Below are 20,811 nucleotides of genomic sequence, written 5' to 3'. Positions count from 1 at the left end.
GCAGACCCTCAACTCAATTGACCGGTGCCGTCACCATCCAGGAGTGCTTGGCGTTCCCGCGAGAAAGACCAGACATTTGCCTCGTCTGCTTCCAGTACCCAGATGCTGTCGAAATCGTCATCGGGCCATGATTGCGGAGCGGTCCCTGTGCCACCGACAAGCGCAGCCGTCAGAGCAGGAATAGACTCGTGTTGCCAGCTAACCAACACAGGTGATTGGGCTGTGCGGATGGCATCCGCCGCTAACTGCTCTTGGCCCTTTGAATGAGTGACATCCGGTTCAAGGCCAAGACGCCTTGCCAGTGGAGTGATTGTCTGGCTAGGCCGCTTGCTCCGAGTGCCGGAATCGTCTCTTTTGATCATGCCTGACGCAACAATTGATGCAGGTCTGCCCAGAGGTAGAGGCGGCTCGTAAAAAAATCGGCAAAGGCCTCCCGCGCGTTGCCAGCCTCGCACCGTCAGTGATGCGGGATCACTTTCGCCCTGTTCGGTGACTCCGAGGTCCGGACCACCTGGGACCGGCTTTTCGGCATGACGGATGATCATTACAAGCTTGTTTGGCATCGTTTCGCCTGCCTCATGTTAGTATTGGATCAAGTCGCCTGGTTACAGGGATCGCTCTCGATGCAAGCTCGTTTCCACCTGTTGTGGGCCCAGCATGGCGGCATCGGACTGCCGGGCCAAAATTTCCTGCGTTTAGCGCAGTGGGATGCCAAGGTAATCCTCCCGACTTTTTACCTCGGCTTCGCTTAAATAGCCCATTCGGAGGCAGTTCGCGACTTCATATGGGTGGTCCGGCGGGATTGAGAGCGTGGCGTTAAAGTCATCGAGGCACCCCTGCCGCAGCGCTTTATCCACCAGTTGCTGCAACGTCGCTTCTTTTCCATGCTGGTGCGTTCGATATTCGCCGAGGACATAATACCCAACCCCAACGACAACGGCCGTGAAAGCGCCCAGCAGTCGCAATCGCGCGTTATTGGGCATTTGCCCTCCGCAGAGCAGCGCAGCCGTTCAGGCTACCGGGCTTGGTCAGGGTGAATCCCTGCCGGTCAATCCCCCGGCTGCCGCTCGACCCTCGGTCCAGAACTGGTTGGCACCGATCGGTGTTGCAGAGGGGGGTCGCGTTCTTGGGCACAGTCGTGGCGGCAATCGATGGTCGGCACCGGCCACGCGGGTGCTTCGAAGACGGTCAGTTGGCGCGCGGACCCTGTGCACCACGTCACCGCTTGCACAGTCGCGCCACCAGGCCGCGAAAGCCGAATGGCAACCAAATCATTTGAATATCGATGTGATCCGACGCAAATGCACTCTTGCCGAGGAAATCCTCAAGTCCCTTTAGATCAAATGTTTGTCGGGTTTCGGGGCCAACGAATTGCAACCTCTTCATTGAAGAGCAATCTGTCGCATAGATCGACATTGTTCCGCCCGGACGTAGAACCCTGTGGGCTTCCGCCAGGGCGGTTCCGGTCGGCGAGCAGAAGTAAATCACGTTGACGGCAAGAACCTTGTCCATTGAGGCGGTTTCCACTGGCAGCCGCTCGAAGGTACCCTGGATCAGCTTCAGCTTTCCGTCTTGAATTGCGGCTCGATTTCGAATTTGGGCCTGACGAAACATCGTCGGCGACCGGTCCACCCCCGTAACCGTACCGCTATGCGCAAGTCTGGCCATTTTCTTGAGCGCCCAACCCGGCCCAAAGCCTATTTCAAGCACGTCATCCCGCTCGCCGATGCCCAATCGTTCGATGGCCCGCCTGTTGGGCAGGTGATTTATCAGGCCCATGACTGCCCCAGCAGCACGTCCGCACATGCCCTCCGGCATGGAAAACTGTTGCGCAATAAAGTTGTGCAGGCCAATAGTGCCTATGCCATCGAGTGTCTCGACGACGGATGGACCTGATGGTGCCAGATGCCGGCCAGGCGCACCTTGGAATGCAAGGCTATCGTTTCCGCCGCATCTGTCAATCTGTGGAACCAATGGCGTTGCGGGCGGCCCCTGGGCTTCTTCATCCAACATTCATTGTCGCTTTTTATTGCGGGCGATACCCAGGATGCCAGTTCGATGCGGTAGTGTCCGAAACGTGCCCGGCGCCATGGCGCCAGCGGCCATCGTTGCCACCGCAGACAGGACTACGATCGCCGAACGACGGTGTAGGTCGTCTCTATGGTCAGAGGAACACCGGACCGATCAGCCGGGCCTTTTCGAGTGGAGCGAGAAACGACATCGCCGCAATAGCGGTGCCGCTGAATCCTCCGCATTGCCACAGGAAGCGCGAGCGCCAAAAAGCAAACGATGGCAACGATCGGTACCGCTACGGCTGCAAGGGCCGCGCCTAGAACCAGCGCGGACGCAATCCAGAAGGTTTCAGCGATCCTGTTCATTGAGATGACTCCATTCTCCGCGAAGCAATGAGCCATTTATGTTTCCCGCGCATTTCCGCTGGAATACATATTCGTAAGATGCCGTAGTGGCGGACGCATCGCCGGCGCCTCGAGGCTCAGCCCGTCGTCCCCTCACCCATAGCACCCGCGCTGCACCGCCAGCCGCCGCACCAGCGCCAGCACGGCATCAATCGTCGGCGTCGGCTTGTCCGTCAGCCGGCCAAGTTCCTGTACCGCTGTTACCAGCGCGTCGATCTCCATCGGGCGCCCGCGCTCCAAATCCTGCAGCATCGAGGTCTTGTGCTCGCCGACGTCGCCAGCGCCCTTGATGCGGCGGTCGACCCCGATCGGAAAACGCACGCCCAGGCTTTCGCCGATCGCTTGCGCCTCCAGCATCATGGTGCGGGCAAGCTGGCGGGTACCTTCGTCGGCGACGATTCCCGCCAGCGTGCTGCCGGTCAGCGCCGAGATCGGGTTGAAGGAGAGGTTGCCCCACAGCTTCACCCAGATTTCGCTGCGGATATCCTCGCGCACCGGCGCCTGCAGGCCGGCCTTGACCATTTCCTCCGCCAGACGCGTCACCCGTTCGCTGCGCTCGCCCGAGGGTTCGCCAAGCGAGAAGCGCTTGCCCTCGACATGGCGGATGAGGCCGGGCGCGTCGACCTCGACGGCGGGATAGACGACCGAGCCGACGACGCGCTCCGGCCCGATCCGCTGCCAGATCGCGCCGCCGGGATCGACCGCGTTCAGCCTGGTGCCTTCGAGCGGCCCGACCACGCCATGGAAATACCACCACGGCACGCCGTTCTGCATGGTGACGACTGATGTGTGGTCTCCAAGCAGTGGTGCGATCTGGTCCAGTGCCGGGGTGAGCGAGTGGGCCTTCAGCGCCAGCACGACAGTGTCCTGCACGCCGAGTTCCTCGGCCTTCGCGGCGGCTCTCACCGGCGCCACCGATTCCTGGCCGTCCTCGATCAGGCGCAGGCCGTTTGCCTTGACCGCTTCGAGGTGGGCGCCGCGTGCGACGATCGACAGGTCGGTTCGGCCGGCGATGGCCAGCTTGGCCGCGAGATAGCCGCCGATCGCGCCGGCGCCGAAAATGGTGATCTTCATCGTCAAAGTCCGAGTTTGGCGGCAAGCCCGATGCGCTGCAGCTTGCCCGTCGCGCCCTTGGGGATTTCGTCCAGGATCAGCACCTTGCGCGGCACCTTGAAGTCGGCGAGCCGCGTCGCGGCGTGAGCGCGTATATCGCTTTCGGTGGCGCTCATGCCTTCGCGCAGCACGACCGCCGCCGCTACATCCTCGCCGAGCTTGTCATGCGGCATGGCGAAGGTGACCACCTGCGCCACCGCCGGATGGTCCATCAGCACGTCGTCGACCTCGAGCGGCGAGATCTTCTCGCCGCCACGGTTGATGATCTCCTTGAGCCTGCCGGTGACGCGGAGATAACCGTCCTCGTCGAGCACGCCCTGGTCGCCGGTGTGGAACCAGCCATGCGCGAAGGCCGTGGCGTTGGCGTCCGGGTTCTTCTCATAGCCCGCGGTGACATTGGGACCGCGAATGACGATCTCGCCGGTCTCGCCGGCTGTCAGCAGCCGCCCGTCCGGCGCCATCACCGCCACTTCGGGGCCGGCGGAAGCCCCTACGCTTCCCGGCTTGCGCAGGCCCGGCGGCAGCCGGTTCGACGCCATCTGGTGCGCGGCCTCGGTCATCCCGTAGGATTCGATCACCGGACAGCCGAAGGTTGTCTCGAGCTCGCCCATCACTTGCGCCGGCAGCGACGCCGAGGAGGAGCGGATGAAGCGCAGGCGCGCCGCCGCCAGCACCTCCGCATTGCGCGCCGCGCGCGGCAGGATCGCCTGGTGCATGGTCGGCACCGCCGTGTACCAGCTCGGCCTGGCGTCGCCCAACCACTGGAAGAAGCGCAGGGCGTTGAAGCCCGGCGTGCAGAAGATGCTGCCCCCCGCTGCCAGCGACGACAGCACCGCCGCGATCAGGCCATGGATGTGGAACAGCGGCATGATGTTGAGGCAGCGGTCGTCGGCGCTCAAGCCGAGCGTCGCGCCGATATGACGGGCGGAAGCGGCAATGTTGGCATGGCTGAGCGGCACCAGCTTCGGACGCGATGTCGTGCCTGACGTGTGCAGCAAAAGCGCGATGTCGCCGTCCCCTGCCATGTCGGGCGCCGCTTGCGGGCCGACCGCCGCGCCTTCGATGGTGAAACTGCCGGCAGGCGCGTCGGGTTGCACGATGAGCCTCAACACGCCGATGCCGAGGCGTTCAGCCACCGCCACCGCCGGCCCGGCCTCGTTCTCCGCGACGAGGATCGCCTTGGCGCCGATGTCGGTGAGGTAGAAATCGAGCTCGTCTGCCCGGTAGGCCGGGTTGAGCGGCGCCGTCGAGGCGGCCGCGGCCGCGGCGACGAAAGCGGTGGCCATCTCCGGCCCATTCGGCAGCACGATGGCCACCCTGTCGCCTCGGCCGATGCCGAGCGCATGCAGCCGCTCGGCCGTGGCCTGGATCAGGCTCCGCAGCCCGCCATGGGTGAGTGTGGTTCTCTCGGGGGCCAGGATCGCCGGAGCGTCGTCGGCGCCGGCGGCGAGGCGGAGGGAGAGGTCGGGGTGGGCTTCAGCTTGGGTCATGGTCACCGGCTATGTTCAAACGACTGCTTTTGGAAGTCCAGCGGACGACGCCGACCCTGGACAATTGTAGAGGGCGCCGCCGCCCCTCATTGCCCTGTCAGCCCTTTCTCCCCGTATAGTGACGGGGAAAAAGGGCTGACAGCAACGTCGGCGCTTACCTTGCAACGCTGGCGACTGGCGAAATCATTCGCGACAGTGTCCTTCTCCCGGTCGCTATACTCGGTCGGCCTTGCCCCATCCCTCAATACCCAAGCGCCACCCCGTCCTTGCGCGGATCGGAGGCTCCGGTCAGCGTGCCTTTCTCCCAGTCGATCAGCACCGCCTGCCCGCCGCCAAGCGGATGCTGCGGTTCGACGACGCGATGGCCGCGCTTGCGCAGGCCTTCGAGCGCCTCGCCGGGAACGTTGCGCTCGGCCTCCACAACACCGTCATTGTAGAACACGCGCGGCGCATCCAGCGCCTGCTGCGGGTCCATGCCGAAGTCGATCATGTTGGTCAAAAGATGGACATGGCCGAAAGGCTGGTAGCCGCCGCCCATGACGCCGAACGGCATCACCACGCGGCCGTTCTTCGTCGCCATGCCGGGCATGATCGTGTGCATAGGCCGCTTGCCGGGCGCGATCGCGTTCGGGTGTGCCGGGTCGAGCCGGAAGCTCGAGCCGCGATTCTGCAGCACGACGCCGGTCTTCGGACTGACGACACCGCTGCCGAACGAATAATAGGTCGAGTTGATGAAGGAGACCGCGTTGCGGTCGCGGTCGACGATCGAGATGTAGACCGTGTCGCTGCCGGGCAGGTCCAGGCGCGGCAGATGCGTCATGGCGCGGTCGCGATGAATTTCGGCGCGCAGCCGGTCGGCATAGGCGCTGGACAGAAGCTCTCTCACCGGCACCGGAACATGGTCCTGGTCGCCGAGGTAACGGTCGCGGTCCTGGTAGGCGAGGCGCCCGGCCTCGATTTCGAGATGCAGCCGCTCGGCACCGTTGGGATCGAGCCCGTCGAGCCTGAAGCCCGACAGCACGTTCAGCATCAACAGCGCCGTCAGCCCCTGGTTGTTCGGCGGCATCTGGTGGATGTCATGGCCGCCATAAGAGGTGCTGACCGGCGCCACATAGTCGCCCTTGGTCGCTGCGAAATCCTCGTGCGAATGCAGCCCGCCGAGTTCATTGAGCCGGCGCACCATGTCGTCGGCGACGGCACCTTCATAGAACCCCGCGCGGCCCTGCCTCGCGATCACCCGCAAGGTGGCGGCGAGTTCCGGCTGGCGATGGATATCGCCGGCCTTCGGCGCCTTGCCGTCCGGCAGGAAGATGCGCGCGGCGTGTTCGTCGGCCGACAGGTCGGTTTCCGGCTCGGCCCAGTCGAAGGCGACGCGGTCATGCACGACATAGCCGTTCTCGGCATAATGGATGGCGGGCACCAGAACCTCGGCCAGGCTCTTGCGTCCATGATCCTCCAGCAGCCGGCACCAGGCGTCGATGGCGCCCGGCACGGTCACCGCGTGCGGCCCCTGTTTGGGAAGCTCGCTGAAACCCTTGTCCAGATACCAGTCGACCGTGGCGCCCGCGGGCGCTCGGCCGGAACCGTTGAAGGCCAGCACGTCGCCTTGCCCCTTCGGGCAGTAAAGGACAAAGCAATCGCCACCGATGCCGGTCGATTGCGGCTCGACGACGCCTTGCACGGCGGCGGCGCAGACGGCGGCGTCCATGGCGTTGCCGCCGGCGCGCAGCATGTCGATCGCGGCAAGGGTGGCGAGCGGATGCGAGGTCGCGGCAACCGCCTCCGTGGCACGAACCGGCGAGCGGCCGGGAAACTGGAAATCACGCATTCTGTCTGGATATCCCATGGTCACTTCAGCGAATTGGTCTGATGGAAATCATTGCCGCCGCCCGAAGATCTGCGCCACCGACAGGAGCAGAACGGAAAGCACGATCAGGCAGGTCGAGATGGCGGCGATGGTCGGATCGATCTGGTCGCGCAGCGCGTTGAACATGCGGCGTGTCAATGTCGTCGTCCCGCCGCCCGATATGAACAGCGAAACCACCACTTCGTCAAAGGAAGTGATGAAGGCGAACAGCGCGCCCGAGACGATCGAGAAGCGGATTTGCGGCATGGTCACCTGCCAGAAGGCGCCGATGCGCCCGGCGCCCAGGCTGCGCGCCACCCGCTCCTGGTTCATGTCGTAGGAGCGCAATCCCGAAAGTACGGTCAGCACCACCAGGGGCAGCGCCTGCACCGTATGGGCGATGACCAGGCCGGTCAGCGTGTTGTTGAGGCCGATGCGCGCATAGAGGAAGAAGGTGCCGATGCCGATCAGGATCACCGGTATGATCAGCGAGGCCGTCAATAGCGCGTTGATGGTACCGTTGAAGCGCAGCGTGCCCCGGTTGATCGCATAGGCGGCGGCGGTGCCGAGCGGCGTCGCCACCAGCACGGTCATGACGGCCACCTTGACCGATACGACGGTCGCGTCGCGCCATTCCAGCGACTGGAAGTAGCTCTGGTACCAGCGCAGCGACCATTGCCGTGGCGGGAACTGCAGCAGCGTCGAATCCGAAAACGACATGATGACGATGATGACCGACGGCGCGATCAGGAACAACAGCACCAGGCCGCCCAGCGCGTAGAGCCACAGACGTTGCCGGTGCGAGATCGGCAGGCCGACATCCCCGCTCATCGCGAACTCCATACACCGGTGGCGCGCGCGCCGAGCAGCCATTGGAAGAGACCGAGAAGCGCCAGCGTGACCAACAGCAGCACGACGCCAAGCGCCGCGCCCGCACCCCAGTTGGAATAGAGGCTGGTGGTCTGCTCCATGCGCATCGCCCACATGATCACCTTGCCGCCGCCCATCAGAGCAGGCGTGACGAAGAAGCCGAGGCAGAGCACGAAGACGATGACCACGCCCGAGGCGAGGCCGGGCAGCGACAGCGGAAAGAAGATCTGCCGGAAGGTGGCGACCGGGCCGGCGCCAAGGTTCATGCCGGCGCGCAGGCAGTCGGTGTCGATGGTCTTCATCGAGGCGTAGAGCGGCAGCACCAGGAAGGGCAGCAATATATGCGTCATGCCGATGACGACGCCGGACAGATTGTTGGCGAGCGGCAGCGGCTGGCTGATCACGCCGAGGTCGATCAGCCAGCTGTTGATCAGGCCCTTGCGCTGCAGGATCACCAGCCAGGCATAGGTGCGCACCAGCACCGATGTCCAGAACGGCAGGATGACGAAGATCAGGCAGATCGACGCCGCGCGGCGCGGCAGCTGCGACAGCATGTAGGCCAGGGGATAGCCGAGCAGCACGCAGGCGCCGGTGACGATGAAGGCTACCTTGAAGGTGGTGATGAAGGTCTTGATGTAGGAGGCCTGCTCGAAGAAGCGCGCATAGTTGGACGCGCTGAAGGCCCCGGCCTCGTCGAACAGCGACAGCCAGAACAGCCAGCCGATCGGCACGATGATGATGGCGAAGACGAGGAACAGGCTGGGTGACAGAAGCGCCAGCAGACTGAGCTGCTCGCGCCGCGCGTCGGCACGCAGCGCCCGCGCGTTGAGGTCCCGGCCCGCGCCGGCGGCCTCGTCGAGGAGGGCGGATGGCGCGTTCATCCCTCTGCCTCCACCAGGATCGTGTCCTTTGCATCGAGGCCAAGCCTGACCGGCTGGCCGGGGGCCGGCAGCCTGGACAGCACATCGCTGCGGCAATAGTCGCGCAGCGTCAGCTGGCGGCCGTCGCGCAGCGAGGCGTAACAGACGAAGCTGTCGCCCTGGTAGATGATGTCACTGAGCGTGGCGTCGAGCACGTTGATGCCGTCCGACGGCTCGGCCGCCGTGACCAGCCGCAGCTTCTCCGGCCGCACCACCATCAGATGCCGGCCGGCGGCCGGCGGCGCCCCTGCCGTCTGGATCCGCCTGTCCTCATACCAGACCGACCCGTTGCGGCATTCGACCGGAATGAAATTCGATTCGCCGATGAAGCCGGCGACGAATTGCGTCTTCGGCGCGGCGTAGAGCGTTTCCGGCTTGTCGAGCTGCTCGATGCGCCCGGCGTTCATCACCGCGATGCGGTCCGACATGGTGATGGCTTCGCGCTGGTCGTGCGTGACATAGATCGTCGTCATGCCAAGCCGCCGGTGCAGGGCGCGCAGTTCGATCTGCATGTGTTCGCGCAGGCCCTTGTCGAGCGCCGACAGCGGTTCGTCCATCAGCACGATGCGCGGCTCGAAGACGATGGCGCGCGCCAGGGCCACACGCTGGCGCTGGCCGCCGGAAAGCTGGTCGACCCGGCGCTCGCCGAGGCCCTTGAGCTTGACCAGCTCGAGCGCCTTCTCCACCCGCTCGGCCGTTTCCGGGACCGCCACGCCGCGCTGCTTCAGCGGGAAGGCGATGTTGTGAAAGACGTTCATATGCGGAAACAGCGCGTAGTTCTGGAACACCATGCCGATGTTGCGCTTGTGCGGCGGCGTGGTGATGATCTCATCGTCGCCGACCCGGATCGAGCCGCCATTGGCCCTGACGAAACCGGCCAGGATCATCAGCAGCGTCGTCTTTCCGGAGCCGGAGGGCCCTAGCAGCGTCAGGAACTCGCCGGCCTCGACATCGAGGTTCAGGTCGCGCAGCACCGACACGCTGCCAAATCGTTTCTCGATCCGGCGCATGCTGATCGGCAGCGCGGATGGCGCAATGGACAAGGTCATCGTCTCCTGGTGAGGGGGCGGCGCAAGCAGGGCGGGTTCTGTGTCATCATGCGCCGCCCTGCCGTGGTTCGGGTCCGGCCACGGCCTATTGCTGGATCAGATTGTTGAACTTCTCCGTCGCCTCCACCAGATTGTCACGCCAGAACTCGGCGTCCTGCAGCACCTGCTTCTTGACGTTTTCGGGCGACGAGTTGATGTCCTTGATCCGCTCCGGCGGGATCTTGCCTGTCTCGAAAGCCTTCTCGTTCACCGGGCCATTGTCGACATAGAGCGGCAGATTGGCCTGCAATTGCGGGCTGACGAACATCGCCAGCGCCTTCATGGCGGCTTCCTTGTTCTTGGCGCCCTTGGGAATGACCATGCAGTCGGCGGTGAGCACGCCCTGGTCGAAGGAGAAGCTGACCGGCGCGCCTTCCTTCTTCAGCGTGCCGGCGCGGCCGTTCCAGATGCTCGCCATGTCGACTTCGCCGTCCTTGACCAGCTGCATCGCCTGCGCGCCTGATGTCCACCAGGCATCGACATGGCCGCGGATCTTGTCGACGGATTTCAGCGCGCCGTCGATGTCGACCGGATAGACCTTGTCGATCGGCAGGCCAGAGGCGAGTGCGGCGACGCTCAGCGTCTCGGTCGACTGGCTGCCGCTCAGCGCGCGCCGCCCCGGAAATTTCTCCACGTTCCAGAAGTCGGCCCAGGTCTTCGGACCCTTGTCGCCGAAGACGTCGGTCCGGTAGATGAGGACGACCGAGGTATAGGAAATGCCGACCCAGTCGTCATGCACCAGCTTCGGGTTGATGCCGCTCTTGTCGATGATGCCGTAGTCGAGCTTCTCGAACAGGCCTTCCTTCGAGCCGCGCGCGCATTCGTCGGCGCCGAGTTCGGTTATATCCCATTTCACCGCATTGCCGGTCACCTGCAGGCGCACGTCGTCGAGGCCGTTGGTGGTGTCCTGCTTGATGGTGATGCCGAGCGCGTCGGCGGTCGGATTGAAGAAGGCCTTGGTCTGCGCCTCCTGATAGGTGCCGCCCCATGAGGCGACGGTGATGGTATCGCCCGCCATGGCGGGGGCCGCGCCGGCCGCCATGAGGGCGGCAACCGCAACAACGCTAACGCTTCTGATCCTGTTCATTTTTTCGGCTCTCCAACCGGTGTTCCCATTATTTTTGATTTCGCATGCTATTTTGTATACAATTTTGAGTGTAGCTTGGCGGTCAGCGATGTCAACAGCGCTCGGCATCGCCAGGAGCCCTTGACGGAGGGCTGGGAGGATGCGGTGCCAGGGCGTGGCAAATCGAGCCGACTTTGAATACAGCTATGAGACCACATCGACTTCCGGCGGAAAGACCGGAGAACTGGAAACGGACTTGGCCAAGGAAACCAAAAACACGCTGCGCGACTCTGTCTATTCCTCGCTCAAGGCGATGATCGTGACCGGTCAGATTCCACCCGGCTCGCGCGTCACCGAGAACGATATCGCGGTCAGGCTCAATGTCAGCCGCACGCCGGTGCGCGAAGCCTTCAACCGCCTCGAACGCGACGGCCTCGTCACCGGCCGGCCGCGCCAGGGCTATGTCGTCACCGAGTTCGACATCAACATGTTCCGCGAGGCTTTCGACATCCGCGAACTCCTCGACGGCCATGCGACCGAACTTGCGGCCGCCGCCGCGACCGAGAAGGACAAGGCACGGCTTCGTGCCATGCTGGCGGAATGCGAGCGGCTGGCCGCCATTCCCGACCGCACCACCAGGGAAAAATTCCAGGAACTGGAGGTCGGCATCGACCTGCACCGCGTCATTGCGCAGATCAGCGGCAACGCCATGCTGCATGGCATGCTGTGCGGCATCCTCGACAAGTGCCAGCACTATGTCTGGACCGAATTGTTGTGGCTCGACGAATGGAAGATCGCCCGCGAAGAGCATGCCGAGATTGTCGAGGCGATCTGCGCCGGGGACACCGCACGGGCCGGCGCCCTGGCCCGTGCCCATGTGCGGGGATCACGCGAGAATGTGCTGCGCCTGCTGCAGGCCAAGTCGGATTACCAGGGTTTTCTGGCCAAGGCGTCCTGAGGGCGATTGCAACGACACGCTCCGCGCGACCGCGATCGCCCCACCCTTCCTTGAAGAGCGAGCTTCCGCGTCCCTTGTGGGACAGTCCGGAACGGCGGCGGCGATGCTACCGATGCGCGCCGCGAGCCTGGGCAGTCGCTTCAGCCAATACCGCCAGCGCCTGCTCGACACTCCGCGCCTGGGCATCGGTGCGCTCGATATGCTTCACCATCAGCTTTCGCAGCACGGCAAGCTTTGCAGCGCGATATGCGGCACTCTTTTCGGAGGGCATCATGGTCATGGCACAATCAGTGTGTGGTGGGATCGATTTGGCGCAGGCGCGAACGCGCTTCAGTCACACGTTTTTGCTCGGATCTGATCCGGCAGCACAGGGCCAGGCTGATGCCGACGCCACGCTCCTCGTCCAGCATTGCATTCGCTCGCGTGAGAAATAATTCCGCGCGCTTGACGCGCTGCCTGGCTCTCGCCAGTTCCAGTTCCAGATGGTCGTACATTGTTCCGCACCCTTGAGGTCCGCGGTCCCTTCGAGGGGAAAACCGCCGCCAGGCGGTTTGGTTCCACTGCTTGGCGCAAGGGCGGCAAGGGCCGGCCGACCTTCAGCCCTTGTGTTCCTGGAGGCTGTTGCCGCCGTCGACCACCAAAAGAGCCCCGTTGACATAGCTGGCGCCTTCGGAAGCCAGGAACACGACCGCCGCCGCCACTTCATCCGGCCGGCCCGCCCGCGCCGGCGGCGTATGCAAGGCCGCCGTCCGTTCCATCTCGCTGGACGCGCCCGTTTCGATCCAGCCGGGAGCCACGGCATTCACCGTCACGCCGCTCCTGGCCACTTCGAGTGCCAGCGTGCGCGTCAGGCCGACCATGCCGGCCTTGGCGGCCGAATAGGCCGAGGTACCTTCGAAAGACACCAGCGGGCCGGTGACCGACGCCACATTGACGATGCGCCCATAGCCCGCTTCGATCATCGCCGGCAGGAACGCATGGGTGACCAGGAACGCCGTCTTCAGGCTGACATCGATGCCTCGGTCCCAATCGGCCTCGGTCATGGCGAGAAACGCCTTGTCGGCCGAGGGTGATGCCAGCGAGCCCATGCCGGCATTGTTGACCAGTATGTCGATGGCGCCGACATCTGCCCGCAGCCGCGCGACATCGGCGGCCTTGGTGAGATCGGCGACCATGGCCCTGGCATCGATACCCTTGGCACGAAGTTCGGTGGCGCGCTCAAGCACACGCGCGCTGGCGCCGGTGAGGAACACGGCGTTGCCGGTGCTGCCAAGCTGGCGGGCAATGGCGAAGCCGATGCCGTCGGCGGCTCCGGAGCCGGTGATCAAGGCGCGTTTGATGCTGGGAAGGGTCATGGTCGGGTCTACTCCAAAGGCCGTGCCTGCCGCACACAGACGGACAGTGTCGGCTGTATCATCAGAACCGAAAAGCCGTGACAGCGCCAGGCGTCCGACCACGACGCCGAAGAGGCCGACGATCAGGCAGGAACATAGGTCAGCCGGATCACGTTCTCGCCAATCCGATCGTGAGTCAGAAGGCGGAGCGGCGGCCGGGGCCCAGCGAACGGTGCTCCCGATTGCAACCTCTCGCCGGGCACTGGGAGGCTGTGCCCGGCGAGTTAACAGGACTGCGCGCCGCGACTGGCGCATAGTCCTGTCAGTTGATCACGTTGCTGTAGAACTTCGCCTCGACGTCGGTCATATCGATCGCTGCAAGGTCCTCGGGCAGCGCATAGGCATCGGCGTCGGCATGCACCTTCGCCTTGTCGAAGTCATTCGCGCCGGCGATGAAATCGTTGGTGACGTAGCGCGCGGTTTCGATGTCGATGCTCGACTGGCCGATGGTCTTGAGGATTTTGAAGAAATTGTCCCAGGCCGGAATGTTGTGCTCGCCCCAGCCTGCACGCTTGGTCATGTCTCCCTTGAAGGTGCGGTGGATCTGCATCAGGCTTTCTGTGCCCGCACGGGGACCATAATTGGCCTTGGTCGTGGGCAGGGCCTTGAACACGATGGCCGTCGCTGCGCGTGGGTTCCGGTCGGCGAACTCGCTGCCCATCGCCCAGCCCTTGAGATATTTCTTCAGGAACTCCAGCCGCTCGGCATCCTCCAGATCGGCGCGCCGCACCACGAGCGAGTTCGAGGGCAGGGGCGAGCCGCGCATGCCCAGCCAGTAGTCGAAGTCCAGACCCTTTGCGCCCAGATCGGCCCGCAGGCCTTCCCATGCGAGGCATGCGTCACCCTGACCGCCGGCGAGCGCCGTCGTCCAGGTCGGCCAGCCAGCCTCGACATAGGTGATCTTCTTTGGGTCGACGCCAACGGCCGCGAACATCGGGTCGCAGATCGACTGCCAGGCAGCGGATCCCAGTAGCACGGTCTTGCCTTCCAGCTCTTTCAGATTCTTCACCGCCTGGCCCTTGCGGAAAGCGACATTAAAGAGATCGAGGAAGCCGCTACCGAAGACCGAGACGAGGTCCATGCCCGCATTCACCGCAAAGGAAAGCACGCCCGGCGAGGGGAAGCCGATGTCGGCCTGTTGCACCGCCAGGAACTTCACCACAGCGGTCCCGTCCGATGGGCCCGGCTCCATGTCCGTATCCACTCCGAGGTCCCCGAAGTAACCCATCTCCTTGGCGACCCAGTAAGGGTAGTCGTCCATCACCTCGATCGTGCCGCGCGGCGAAATCCAGGTGAAGGGCGAATTGTAGGGCTTGGCCTCGGCAGTGCCCGAGGTCAGCACGCCGCCGCCCAGAACGGTGGTGGTCACAAGGCCGCCGGCACTGATTTGCAGCAGCCGCCGACGAGTCATCATTTGGTGAGCCATAGGGTCTCCTCCCATATTGGTTGGGCCGCGATATTGCATTGCACAGGTCGAACGCGGCGTTTCGCCCTCTCGGTCAGCTTTCCCAGCCGGCCAGTCTCTTTCCGAGCCAGAAAAAGAACGCGTAGATCGTGATCCCGGTGACTGCGAGGATCAGGATGCACGCGAAGAACTCCGGCATCCGAAGCGTTGAGGAATAGGTCGTCAGGCGGCTGCCGAGTCCGAATCCACCGCCCGACATCTCGGCGCCGACGGCGGTGATCATGCCGAAGATAGCCCCGATCATCAGGCCGACGATCACCATCGGCATGGCCATCGGAATGCGTATCTTGCTGAAGATCTGCAGTGTCGAGGCGCCGCAAGACCGCACAAGCGCGATCTTCATAGCGTCGACACGCCGAAAGCCTGTGGCGGCGTTGATCATCACCATCGGACCGGACGCCAGCCCGACGGCGATGATCCTCGGGGTGAACCCAAAGCCGAAGTTCAGGATCAAGAGCGGCACCAGCGCCAGCATCGGCGTGGTCACCAGCAACAGTATGTAAGGCGTGATTACCTTTTCCACGAAGGGGAACTGCGTGATGACCGCCGCGAGCACCAATCCGATCGACGCGCCGATGGCATAGCCAGTCACGAGCTCGATCAGCGTGTAGGAATAGTGTTCCGCGATCGTCGGCATTTCGGCCGAGGCGAACACGCTGGCGATGGCTGATGGGGTGGGCAGGATGAATTGCGGGACCTCAAACAGACGCAGCAGCAGTTCGCTTCCGCCGATGACGAGTAAAGCCACGGCGACGATCGCGGCAACTTCCTTGGCCCCCTGGCCACCGAGCCCGCTGGCAACTCCGGTTGCGCCGACGATGCCGGCACCGGTCTGGGTCGTTATGCTCATGATGGACCTCCTCATCCCGCGATGGCGGCCGCAGGCTTCGCCGACGGCTGGTGCTTGATGTCGTGCTTGATCATGTTGACGAGTTCGAAGAACTCGCGCGTCTCCATGAGGTCGAGCGACCTTGGCCGCGGAAACGGGATATCGACCATTCGCGCGATCTGGCCCGGGCGCGCGCTCATGATGTAGACCTTGTCGGCCAGGAACACCGCCTCGGCGATGGAGTGGGTGATCAGGATCACCGTCTTGCGGGATTCCAGCCAGATCTCCTCGACCAGCTTGTTCATCTCATCGCGCGTGAAGGCGTCGAGGGCTCCGAACGGTTCGTCCATCAAGAGCACCGTCGGATCGCTCGCCAGTGCGCGCACGATGGACGCACGCTGCTGCATGCCGCCGGACAATTCGCGGGGCATCTTGTCGCCGAAGCCGCCGAGGCCGACACGCTCAAGGAACGTATCGATCCGCGCGGCATCCGGGCGTTGCCTCCGGATTTCGAACGGCAGCTCGATATTCTGGCGAATGGTCCGCCAGGGCAGGAGGTTCGCTTCCTGAAACATCATGCCGATGCTGGGATGCGGGCGCGTAATCCATGCCTCGCCGAGTGCGATCGCGCCCGAGGTCAGCTTGTGAAGCCCGGCGATTGACCAGAGCAGCGTGGTCTTGCCGCAACCGGATGGCCCAACAACCGAGATGAATTCGCCCGGCCGCACCGTCAGATCGACGTCCTTGAGGGCGTGAACGTCGCCCGACTGAGTCATATAGGTTTTGGTGGCGCCTCTGACGTTCAGCACCTTGTCTTTAGTAGGTTGCATCTTCTGGCGCGTCCTCCGGCGCGGTCATCGGGGCGTGCCCCTCCGTTCCCCCGAGCGGTGGCGCTCAGGGGCGGTCAAACTCGGTTTGCAGTGTCGTCAGGCGGCGAGCAGCTCGTTCAGATGGCGGTCCACCTGTTCCATGTATCCCGGCTCGAACCCGTTCAGGCCCATGTGACCCTCGGGCGACTGGATCACCCGGAACAGCGCGCCCGGTACAAGGCGACAGTCGGCCTCGCATTCGTGCGGCGGGAAGAAGCCGTCATGACTGATGGGCATGACCATCGTCCTTGCCTCGACCCGAGCCAGCGCCGCGGCAAGATCACCTCCCGCGTGTCGAGACACATCCGCCCGCTGCCACTTGTGCATCTCACACAATAGGACATTGGGGTCCATCGGCTCGAAATAGGCCTTCATCACGCCATTGATGAAATCATCCAGCGACGACATGCCGACCACGCTGCGCCACCGCTCCTCTTGGTAGAACTGCGTGGACCAGCCGAGTGTCGCCACGATCCGCGCCATTCGGTCCATACCCTCGCGCACGACAAGGCCCGAGGCATACCAGCCGCTGTTCCAGCGCGGGTCGGACGTGATCGCCTCCTTCAGCGTTTCGACAAAGACCTGCTGATGCAGCGAAATGCGAGCGGTTGCGGCGATCGGCGCCGCCCGTTCAACCATCCGCGGATGAACGACCGCCCATTCATAGACCTGCTGTCCGCCCATCGACCCGCCGACCACGAGCGCCAGCCGTTCGATGCCGAACAGGTCTGTCAGCATACGATGCTGCGCGCGGACATCGTCGCCGATGCAGAGCTTCGGGAACTTCGCCATCGCCTGTGGTGGGGGCGTGTTCTGCGGCGAAGACGAGACGCCGCTGCCGAGTTGATCCACGATGACGATGAAGTACCGGTTCGGATCAAGCGCATGGTCCGGACCAACATAAACGTCCTGCATTACCTTGCCGGTTCCGGAGAACCAGGTGGTCACCAGGACGGCATTGGACTTCTCGGCGTTCAGTGTTCCGAAGGTGCGGTAGGCCAGCTTTGCGCCGCGTAGCGTTTCTCCGCTTTCAAGGATCAGGTTGCCGAGATCGTGAAGCTTGTAGTCGCCCTGCGTTTCGGGACCATAGAACGGATTGTCGACCATCGCGCCGCTCTCAGTTCAGGCTTTTCGAAACGGCATCGACGGCCGCCTGCGCGCAGCCTTCGTCCTCATCCTCGCTGGCGCCACTGACGCCGATCCCGCCGATGACGTCACCGGCCACGGTCTTGATTGGAAGACCGCCGGCAAAGGCCACGAGGCCGGGAACAAAGGCCGCACCTGGCAAGCCAGCGTCCACGCCGTCGCGCTTCACGCCGAACGATAGATCGGCCATCGCCCGGGTGGGGGCTGCGTAGAGGGAGGAGGTGATCGCCTTGTTCTGAGCGATGTCGGTGCAGGCCTTGCAGGCCCCATCCTGTCGCGCGGCGGCAATCAGCCGCCCGCCGTCGTCGACCACGACGACGTTGACCTTGGGATAGCCGGCGGCGGCCTGAGCGGCGAAGCAGGCCGCGATCATCCTTTCGGCGGCATCATAGGTAAGTATGGATTTGCTGCCGAGACCCTCGGCCACGCCGAGCGTCGGCAAGCAAGCCATTAGCGCTGCTGCCGCAAGCAATCGTTTGGTCATCGCGTCTCCTCCCTCGGCAAATCACCCGTGAGAGGTGATTCAGCGTTGCACGATCATGTGCCTTACGGATCTACCAAAGGACGTCGGGCGCCATCTATCGCGAAGGTTCGCGATGCGAACTGGGATCGATGAGGGATCGCGTTATCGATCCAACAATCTGAGAATGCGGGGCATTCCTATTGAGGGCGTTTTCCGCCGCTTGCGGACGCGAATGCCTACAACGCGACACCGACCGTTCTTCAGGCCAAGGGGAAGTCAGACCTTGCGAGCAAGCTGACCAGGGCGGATGTGCTGGAGACACCGGTTTTCCGCCGTATACTCCTGAGCTGATGATCGATCGTGGAGAAAGACCTGCGGCGAATTCTGGCTATTTCCTTGTAGCTCAGGCCCTTCGCGACCAGTCTGGCGATCTCGATCTCGGATAGTGTCAGCGTTGCCAGCGACGCTGTGCCCGTAAGGCGCGCTGACAAGGCCAAATGATAGCTCCGCCGTACCTCGTCCCCATTCCCGGTCGTCGTGTCGTGATCGGCGATCTCCTTGGCAACGGAGATGATCGGGTTGAGGACATCGACCACCGTGTGTTCGAAGCAATCGTGGAGACCGGATTCCCAAGGAACAAGGTGCTCGGTCCAGTCAGCGCAAATCAGGCCGTAGCTGCCGCGTCCGGTCCGAAGCGCCCAAGCGAACTTTGATTTCGTCCTCGCCCCCGACATCCTTTGTCGTAGTCGCATCGTGATGCGACTGTCCTGCTTGATATCGGCAAAGATCAATGGGTGCGGCTCCAGCCACATGGCCTGCATCGCAGGATCGCGATTATCGACAGCCCCGCCACCGCCGAAAGAGGGAACGTCGTAGTCCGCGTCCTTCGCTTCCGCGAAGCCGGGGAAATAATCCCTAGCCTCACGCAATCCAAAACCGGTGTCAACGCGCTGACATCCAAGCTCGGCTCGCAGCCAGTTTGTGGCAATGAACCAGCAGCCTGGAAGGTCATCAAGATGAAGGAGCATGTGGGCGGCTAGATCGCGCGCCTGTGCGCGTCGGATTACACCGCGATCAAGGAGTCGGTTACGCAGCCGCTGCTGCGCGGCGAAGACACCTCCGCGGAAATCCTCCGCAAAGGCTGCCGCTTCCCACGCTTCCTGGCTTCGACTTTCCGACACCCTTTTCCCTTCCAACTTCCATCTCGCCGGCCTGCGTCGACGAAATTGATGGCAGATGGGCAACCTCCATCGACTCTATGCCGACCTTCTTCTGAGTCAAATCCCGATTAGCCAGTAAAGGATGGCCGGTAGCCAGCCGCCTAGCCCGAACAGGAGCGTCCGTGCGCATGGGGCGCGACGCGATCGCGGTTCTAGCCTGCCGAGCCAGACGGGCCGCGATCATTCGGGTGATGTCGTCCTGAATGGCGAAAATGTTGTCGAGTTCGCGGTCGTAGTGCTCGCCCCAGATATGGACCGCCGAGGACGCGTCGATCAGCTGCACAGTCACCTGACTCGGTTGCCGGTCTTTCGCACTCTGCCTTCGACGATGTATTTAACGCCAAGCTTTTCCGCCACCCCGGTCACGTTCATTGGCCTTGCCGCGGAACTGGAAGGAGAAGTTCCGCGCAATGACCAGAAGGCCCCTGAACTTGCCAAGCCCGGCGATGATGTCTTCGGTTATCCCTAGCGCAATCAAGCTGGAACGTAGGTCAGCCGGATCACGTCCTCGCAGATCCGATCGTGAGTCAGAAGGCGGAGCGGCGGTCGGGGGCCGGCGAAATATGGCTTGCCGTGACCAAGCACGACGGGGTGCAGGTAGATTCGATATTCATCGATCAGGCCAAGCTCTGTGAGGCTTTGCGCCAAGGTCGGACCAGCAACCTCGATCTCCCCGTCGCTCCCGGCCTTCAGATCGCGGATAGCACTTTCGAGATCATCCTCGATCAGCCTGGCCTTGGGGCCGACCGACTTCAGCGAGCGCGAAACGACCCATTTGGGCTGGTTTCGCCACGCCGCCGCGAAGGCCTGTCGCTCCGCATCCCATTCAGGATGATCGTCGTCCCAGTAACGCATGATCTCATACATTTGGCGACCATACACGCTGCCCGCCTGCTTCTGAGCCTCCTCGATGAAGTGGCGGAAGAGCGTGGGGGGTGGCGCAAATCCCGTATGGTCGACGTAGCCGTCCAGGGACTGGTTCATTCCGAACACGAGCTTTGCCACACATTCCCCTTCCTCGCACGGCACATCCGCGCGCTGCTGGTTGCGTTATGCAATCAGTCTAGATTGCCTGACGCTGTCTGGCAATTGGTTTTTGCAGAGCGCATGAACGTCTCATGATCCAGCGTCCTGACCGATCGGACTCTCGCGGGCGCCGGTCGCGCGGGTCAGGTTCGGTCGTTTGTCGGTCATGGACGGAATCCTGGCAGGAGGTGCTGCCGGCGCGTGGATGCGGCGAGGCAGCCCGTTGATGTCGACCGTGTGAGCGGATTAGCCGTGCCAGTGCGAGCAGCGAACGGGTGGCAAGGCAGCTCAATCGCGGGCTGACATCTCCCTGCAATCGCAGGCGGTCTCCACGCAACCTGACGGCCGGTTAGACGCAGATCGCCGCCTTCGACACGGCGATAGACACGACCAGCCCCGCCGGCTGCCAGTCGCGCTCGATTGCAGCCCCCAATGCGCTTGTCAGCCCCCGTTCGAGCCGGCTGCCGAACCCGGCGGCTGCGCCGAGCGAAGGCTGAGGGCGCCCAGTCTCGCGCCAGACCAGGAGCGTCTCACCGCCGTCTGTCGTGACGTCAACGTCGATCCGGCCGGGCGCCACCGACATCGCCAAGCCGGTAGGTCGCGTGATGGCTTCCAATCGAAATAGATCTCG

The 20,811-nt window shown here is 63.5% G+C and carries 23 protein-coding genes and 1 pseudogene; 1 reads left to right on the top strand and 23 read right to left on the bottom strand.

Annotation, left to right across the window (positions count from 1 at the left end; genetic code table 11):
* Positions 1-8: 8 nt before the first annotated feature.
* The 10 genes from EB230_RS03715 to EB230_RS03670 form a co-directional block, all read right to left on the bottom strand.
* Entirely contained in the window at positions 9-563 is a 555-nt protein-coding gene (locus tag EB230_RS03715; protein WP_155772480.1) for a hypothetical protein, read from the bottom strand.
* A 132-nt stretch (positions 564-695) separates the two neighbouring features.
* Positions 696-983 carry a hypothetical protein gene (locus tag EB230_RS03710; RefSeq protein ID WP_155772479.1) on the bottom strand — a complete coding sequence of 96 codons (288 nt, stop codon included), beginning with the start codon at positions 981-983 and terminating at the stop codon, positions 696-698.
* 235 nt (positions 984-1,218) lie between these two features.
* Entirely contained in the window at positions 1,219-2,013 is a 795-nt protein-coding gene (locus tag EB230_RS03705) for a class I SAM-dependent methyltransferase (RefSeq protein ID WP_081294973.1), read from the bottom strand.
* A gap of 497 nt (positions 2,014-2,510) precedes the next feature.
* Positions 2,511-3,491 (bottom strand): 2-dehydropantoate 2-reductase, encoded by a 981-nt coding sequence (locus tag EB230_RS03700; protein ID WP_056573710.1) that lies wholly within the window; start codon positions 3,489-3,491, stop codon positions 2,511-2,513.
* Between the two features lie 2 nt (positions 3,492-3,493).
* A complete protein-coding gene (locus EB230_RS03695; protein WP_056573707.1) occupies positions 3,494-5,020 on the bottom strand; it encodes an acyl--CoA ligase in 1,527 nt (508 codons plus the stop codon).
* 241 nt (positions 5,021-5,261) lie between these two features.
* Complete coding sequence (gene ggt / locus EB230_RS03690) at positions 5,262-6,848, bottom strand: gamma-glutamyltransferase (RefSeq protein ID WP_056573705.1); 1,587 nt, start codon at positions 6,846-6,848, stop codon at positions 5,262-5,264.
* A gap of 48 nt (positions 6,849-6,896) precedes the next feature.
* Positions 6,897-7,697 carry an ABC transporter permease gene (locus tag EB230_RS03685; RefSeq protein ID WP_172371413.1) on the bottom strand — a complete coding sequence of 267 codons (801 nt, stop codon included), beginning with the start codon at positions 7,695-7,697 and terminating at the stop codon, positions 6,897-6,899.
* On the bottom strand, positions 7,694-8,617 hold the full coding sequence (locus EB230_RS03680) for an ABC transporter permease (RefSeq protein ID WP_172371411.1): 924 nt from the start codon (positions 8,615-8,617) through the stop codon (positions 7,694-7,696). Before EB230_RS03680 ends, EB230_RS03685 begins: the two co-directional genes overlap by 4 nt.
* Entirely contained in the window at positions 8,614-9,699 is a 1,086-nt protein-coding gene (locus EB230_RS03675) for an ABC transporter ATP-binding protein (RefSeq protein ID WP_172374983.1), read from the bottom strand. Before EB230_RS03675 ends, EB230_RS03680 begins: the two co-directional genes overlap by 4 nt.
* Positions 9,700-9,790: 91 nt before the next feature.
* A complete protein-coding gene (locus EB230_RS03670) occupies positions 9,791-10,831 on the bottom strand; it encodes an ABC transporter substrate-binding protein (protein ID WP_172371409.1) in 1,041 nt (346 codons plus the stop codon).
* Between the two features lie 235 nt (positions 10,832-11,066).
* Between EB230_RS03670 and EB230_RS03665 the strand changes: the two genes are divergently transcribed.
* Complete coding sequence (locus EB230_RS03665) at positions 11,067-11,768, top strand: GntR family transcriptional regulator (RefSeq protein ID WP_056576291.1); 702 nt, start codon at positions 11,067-11,069, stop codon at positions 11,766-11,768.
* Between the two features lie 106 nt (positions 11,769-11,874).
* On the opposite strand, the gene EB230_RS03660 is transcribed toward EB230_RS03665, so the two are convergent.
* From EB230_RS03660 to EB230_RS03600, 13 genes and pseudogenes are all read right to left on the bottom strand, one after another.
* Positions 11,875-12,048, bottom strand: a complete 174-nt coding sequence (locus EB230_RS03660; RefSeq protein ID WP_171883272.1) for a hypothetical protein — start codon at positions 12,046-12,048, stop codon at positions 11,875-11,877.
* A gap of 7 nt (positions 12,049-12,055) precedes the next feature.
* Entirely contained in the window at positions 12,056-12,262 is a 207-nt protein-coding gene (locus EB230_RS03655) for a hypothetical protein (RefSeq protein WP_056573697.1), read from the bottom strand.
* Between the two features lie 102 nt (positions 12,263-12,364).
* Positions 12,365-13,123, bottom strand: a complete 759-nt coding sequence (locus EB230_RS03650; protein WP_172371406.1) for an SDR family NAD(P)-dependent oxidoreductase — start codon at positions 13,121-13,123, stop codon at positions 12,365-12,367.
* Positions 13,124-13,245: 122 nt separating this feature from the next.
* Positions 13,246-13,341: pseudogene (locus EB230_RS03645) on the bottom strand (dihydrofolate reductase); the annotation flags it as partial.
* Positions 13,342-13,424: 83 nt separating this feature from the next.
* Positions 13,425-14,627: an ABC transporter substrate-binding protein gene (locus EB230_RS03640; RefSeq protein WP_081294972.1), complete on the bottom strand. Its 1,203-nt coding sequence runs from the start codon at positions 14,625-14,627 to the stop codon at positions 13,425-13,427.
* Between the two features lie 34 nt (positions 14,628-14,661).
* Positions 14,662-15,477 carry an ABC transporter permease gene (locus EB230_RS03635; RefSeq protein ID WP_056573688.1) on the bottom strand — a complete coding sequence of 272 codons (816 nt, stop codon included), beginning with the start codon at positions 15,475-15,477 and terminating at the stop codon, positions 14,662-14,664.
* Positions 15,478-15,488: 11 nt separating this feature from the next.
* Positions 15,489-16,286, bottom strand: a complete 798-nt coding sequence (locus EB230_RS03630) for an ABC transporter ATP-binding protein (RefSeq protein ID WP_056573684.1) — start codon at positions 16,284-16,286, stop codon at positions 15,489-15,491.
* A gap of 96 nt (positions 16,287-16,382) precedes the next feature.
* Entirely contained in the window at positions 16,383-17,432 is a 1,050-nt protein-coding gene (locus EB230_RS03625; protein WP_172371404.1) for an alpha/beta fold hydrolase, read from the bottom strand.
* 10 nt (positions 17,433-17,442) lie between these two features.
* Entirely contained in the window at positions 17,443-17,913 is a 471-nt protein-coding gene (locus EB230_RS03620) for a heme-binding protein (RefSeq protein ID WP_172371402.1), read from the bottom strand.
* 281 nt (positions 17,914-18,194) lie between these two features.
* Positions 18,195-18,962 (bottom strand): helix-turn-helix domain-containing protein, encoded by a 768-nt coding sequence (locus tag EB230_RS03615; RefSeq protein WP_056573674.1) that lies wholly within the window; start codon positions 18,960-18,962, stop codon positions 18,195-18,197.
* Between the two features lie 58 nt (positions 18,963-19,020).
* Complete coding sequence (locus EB230_RS32540; RefSeq protein WP_246738909.1) at positions 19,021-19,437, bottom strand: hypothetical protein; 417 nt, start codon at positions 19,435-19,437, stop codon at positions 19,021-19,023.
* A 191-nt stretch (positions 19,438-19,628) separates the two neighbouring features.
* Positions 19,629-20,159 (bottom strand): dihydrofolate reductase family protein, encoded by a 531-nt coding sequence (locus EB230_RS03605; protein ID WP_056573668.1) that lies wholly within the window; start codon positions 20,157-20,159, stop codon positions 19,629-19,631.
* Between the two features lie 370 nt (positions 20,160-20,529).
* On the bottom strand, positions 20,530-20,796 hold the full coding sequence (locus tag EB230_RS03600; protein WP_172371400.1) for a sensor histidine kinase: 267 nt from the start codon (positions 20,794-20,796) through the stop codon (positions 20,530-20,532).
* Between the last annotated feature and the right edge of the window lie 15 nt (positions 20,797-20,811).

Source organism: Mesorhizobium sp. NZP2234 (genome assembly GCF_013170765.1).
GTDB lineage: Bacteria > Pseudomonadota > Alphaproteobacteria > Rhizobiales > Rhizobiaceae > Mesorhizobium > Mesorhizobium loti_D.
This window is presented reverse-complemented; position numbering and strand designations above follow the sequence as displayed.

Coding starts and splice junctions, on each gene's coding strand:
- EB230_RS03715 (WP_155772480.1), bottom strand. CDS start 563: ATGCCAAACAAGCTTGTAATGATCATCCGTCATGCCGAAAAGCCGGTC.
- EB230_RS03710 (WP_155772479.1), bottom strand. CDS start 983: ATGCCCAATAACGCGCGATTGCGACTGCTGGGCGCTTTCACGGCCGTT.
- EB230_RS03705 (WP_081294973.1), bottom strand. CDS start 2,013: ATGTTGGATGAAGAAGCCCAGGGGCCGCCCGCAACGCCATTGGTTCCA.
- EB230_RS03700 (WP_056573710.1), bottom strand. CDS start 3,491: ATGAAGATCACCATTTTCGGCGCCGGCGCGATCGGCGGCTATCTCGCG.
- EB230_RS03695 (WP_056573707.1), bottom strand. CDS start 5,020: ATGACCCAAGCTGAAGCCCACCCCGACCTCTCCCTCCGCCTCGCCGCC.
- ggt (WP_056573705.1), bottom strand. CDS start 6,848: ATGCGTGATTTCCAGTTTCCCGGCCGCTCGCCGGTTCGTGCCACGGAG.
- EB230_RS03685 (WP_172371413.1), bottom strand. CDS start 7,697: ATGAGCGGGGATGTCGGCCTGCCGATCTCGCACCGGCAACGTCTGTGG.
- EB230_RS03680 (WP_172371411.1), bottom strand. CDS start 8,617: ATGAACGCGCCATCCGCCCTCCTCGACGAGGCCGCCGGCGCGGGCCGG.
- EB230_RS03670 (WP_172371409.1), bottom strand. CDS start 10,831: ATGAACAGGATCAGAAGCGTTAGCGTTGTTGCGGTTGCCGCCCTCATG.
- EB230_RS03660 (WP_171883272.1), bottom strand. CDS start 12,048: ATGACCATGATGCCCTCCGAAAAGAGTGCCGCATATCGCGCTGCAAAG.
- EB230_RS03655 (WP_056573697.1), bottom strand. CDS start 12,262: ATGTACGACCATCTGGAACTGGAACTGGCGAGAGCCAGGCAGCGCGTC.
- EB230_RS03650 (WP_172371406.1), bottom strand. CDS start 13,123: ATGACCCTTCCCAGCATCAAACGCGCCTTGATCACCGGCTCCGGAGCC.
- EB230_RS03640 (WP_081294972.1), bottom strand. CDS start 14,627: ATGCAATATCGCGGCCCAACCAATATGGGAGGAGACCCTATGGCTCAC.
- EB230_RS03635 (WP_056573688.1), bottom strand. CDS start 15,477: ATGAGCATAACGACCCAGACCGGTGCCGGCATCGTCGGCGCAACCGGA.
- EB230_RS03630 (WP_056573684.1), bottom strand. CDS start 16,286: ATGCAACCTACTAAAGACAAGGTGCTGAACGTCAGAGGCGCCACCAAA.
- EB230_RS03625 (WP_172371404.1), bottom strand. CDS start 17,432: ATGGTCGACAATCCGTTCTATGGTCCCGAAACGCAGGGCGACTACAAG.
- EB230_RS03615 (WP_056573674.1), bottom strand. CDS start 18,962: ATGCTCCTTCATCTTGATGACCTTCCAGGCTGCTGGTTCATTGCCACA.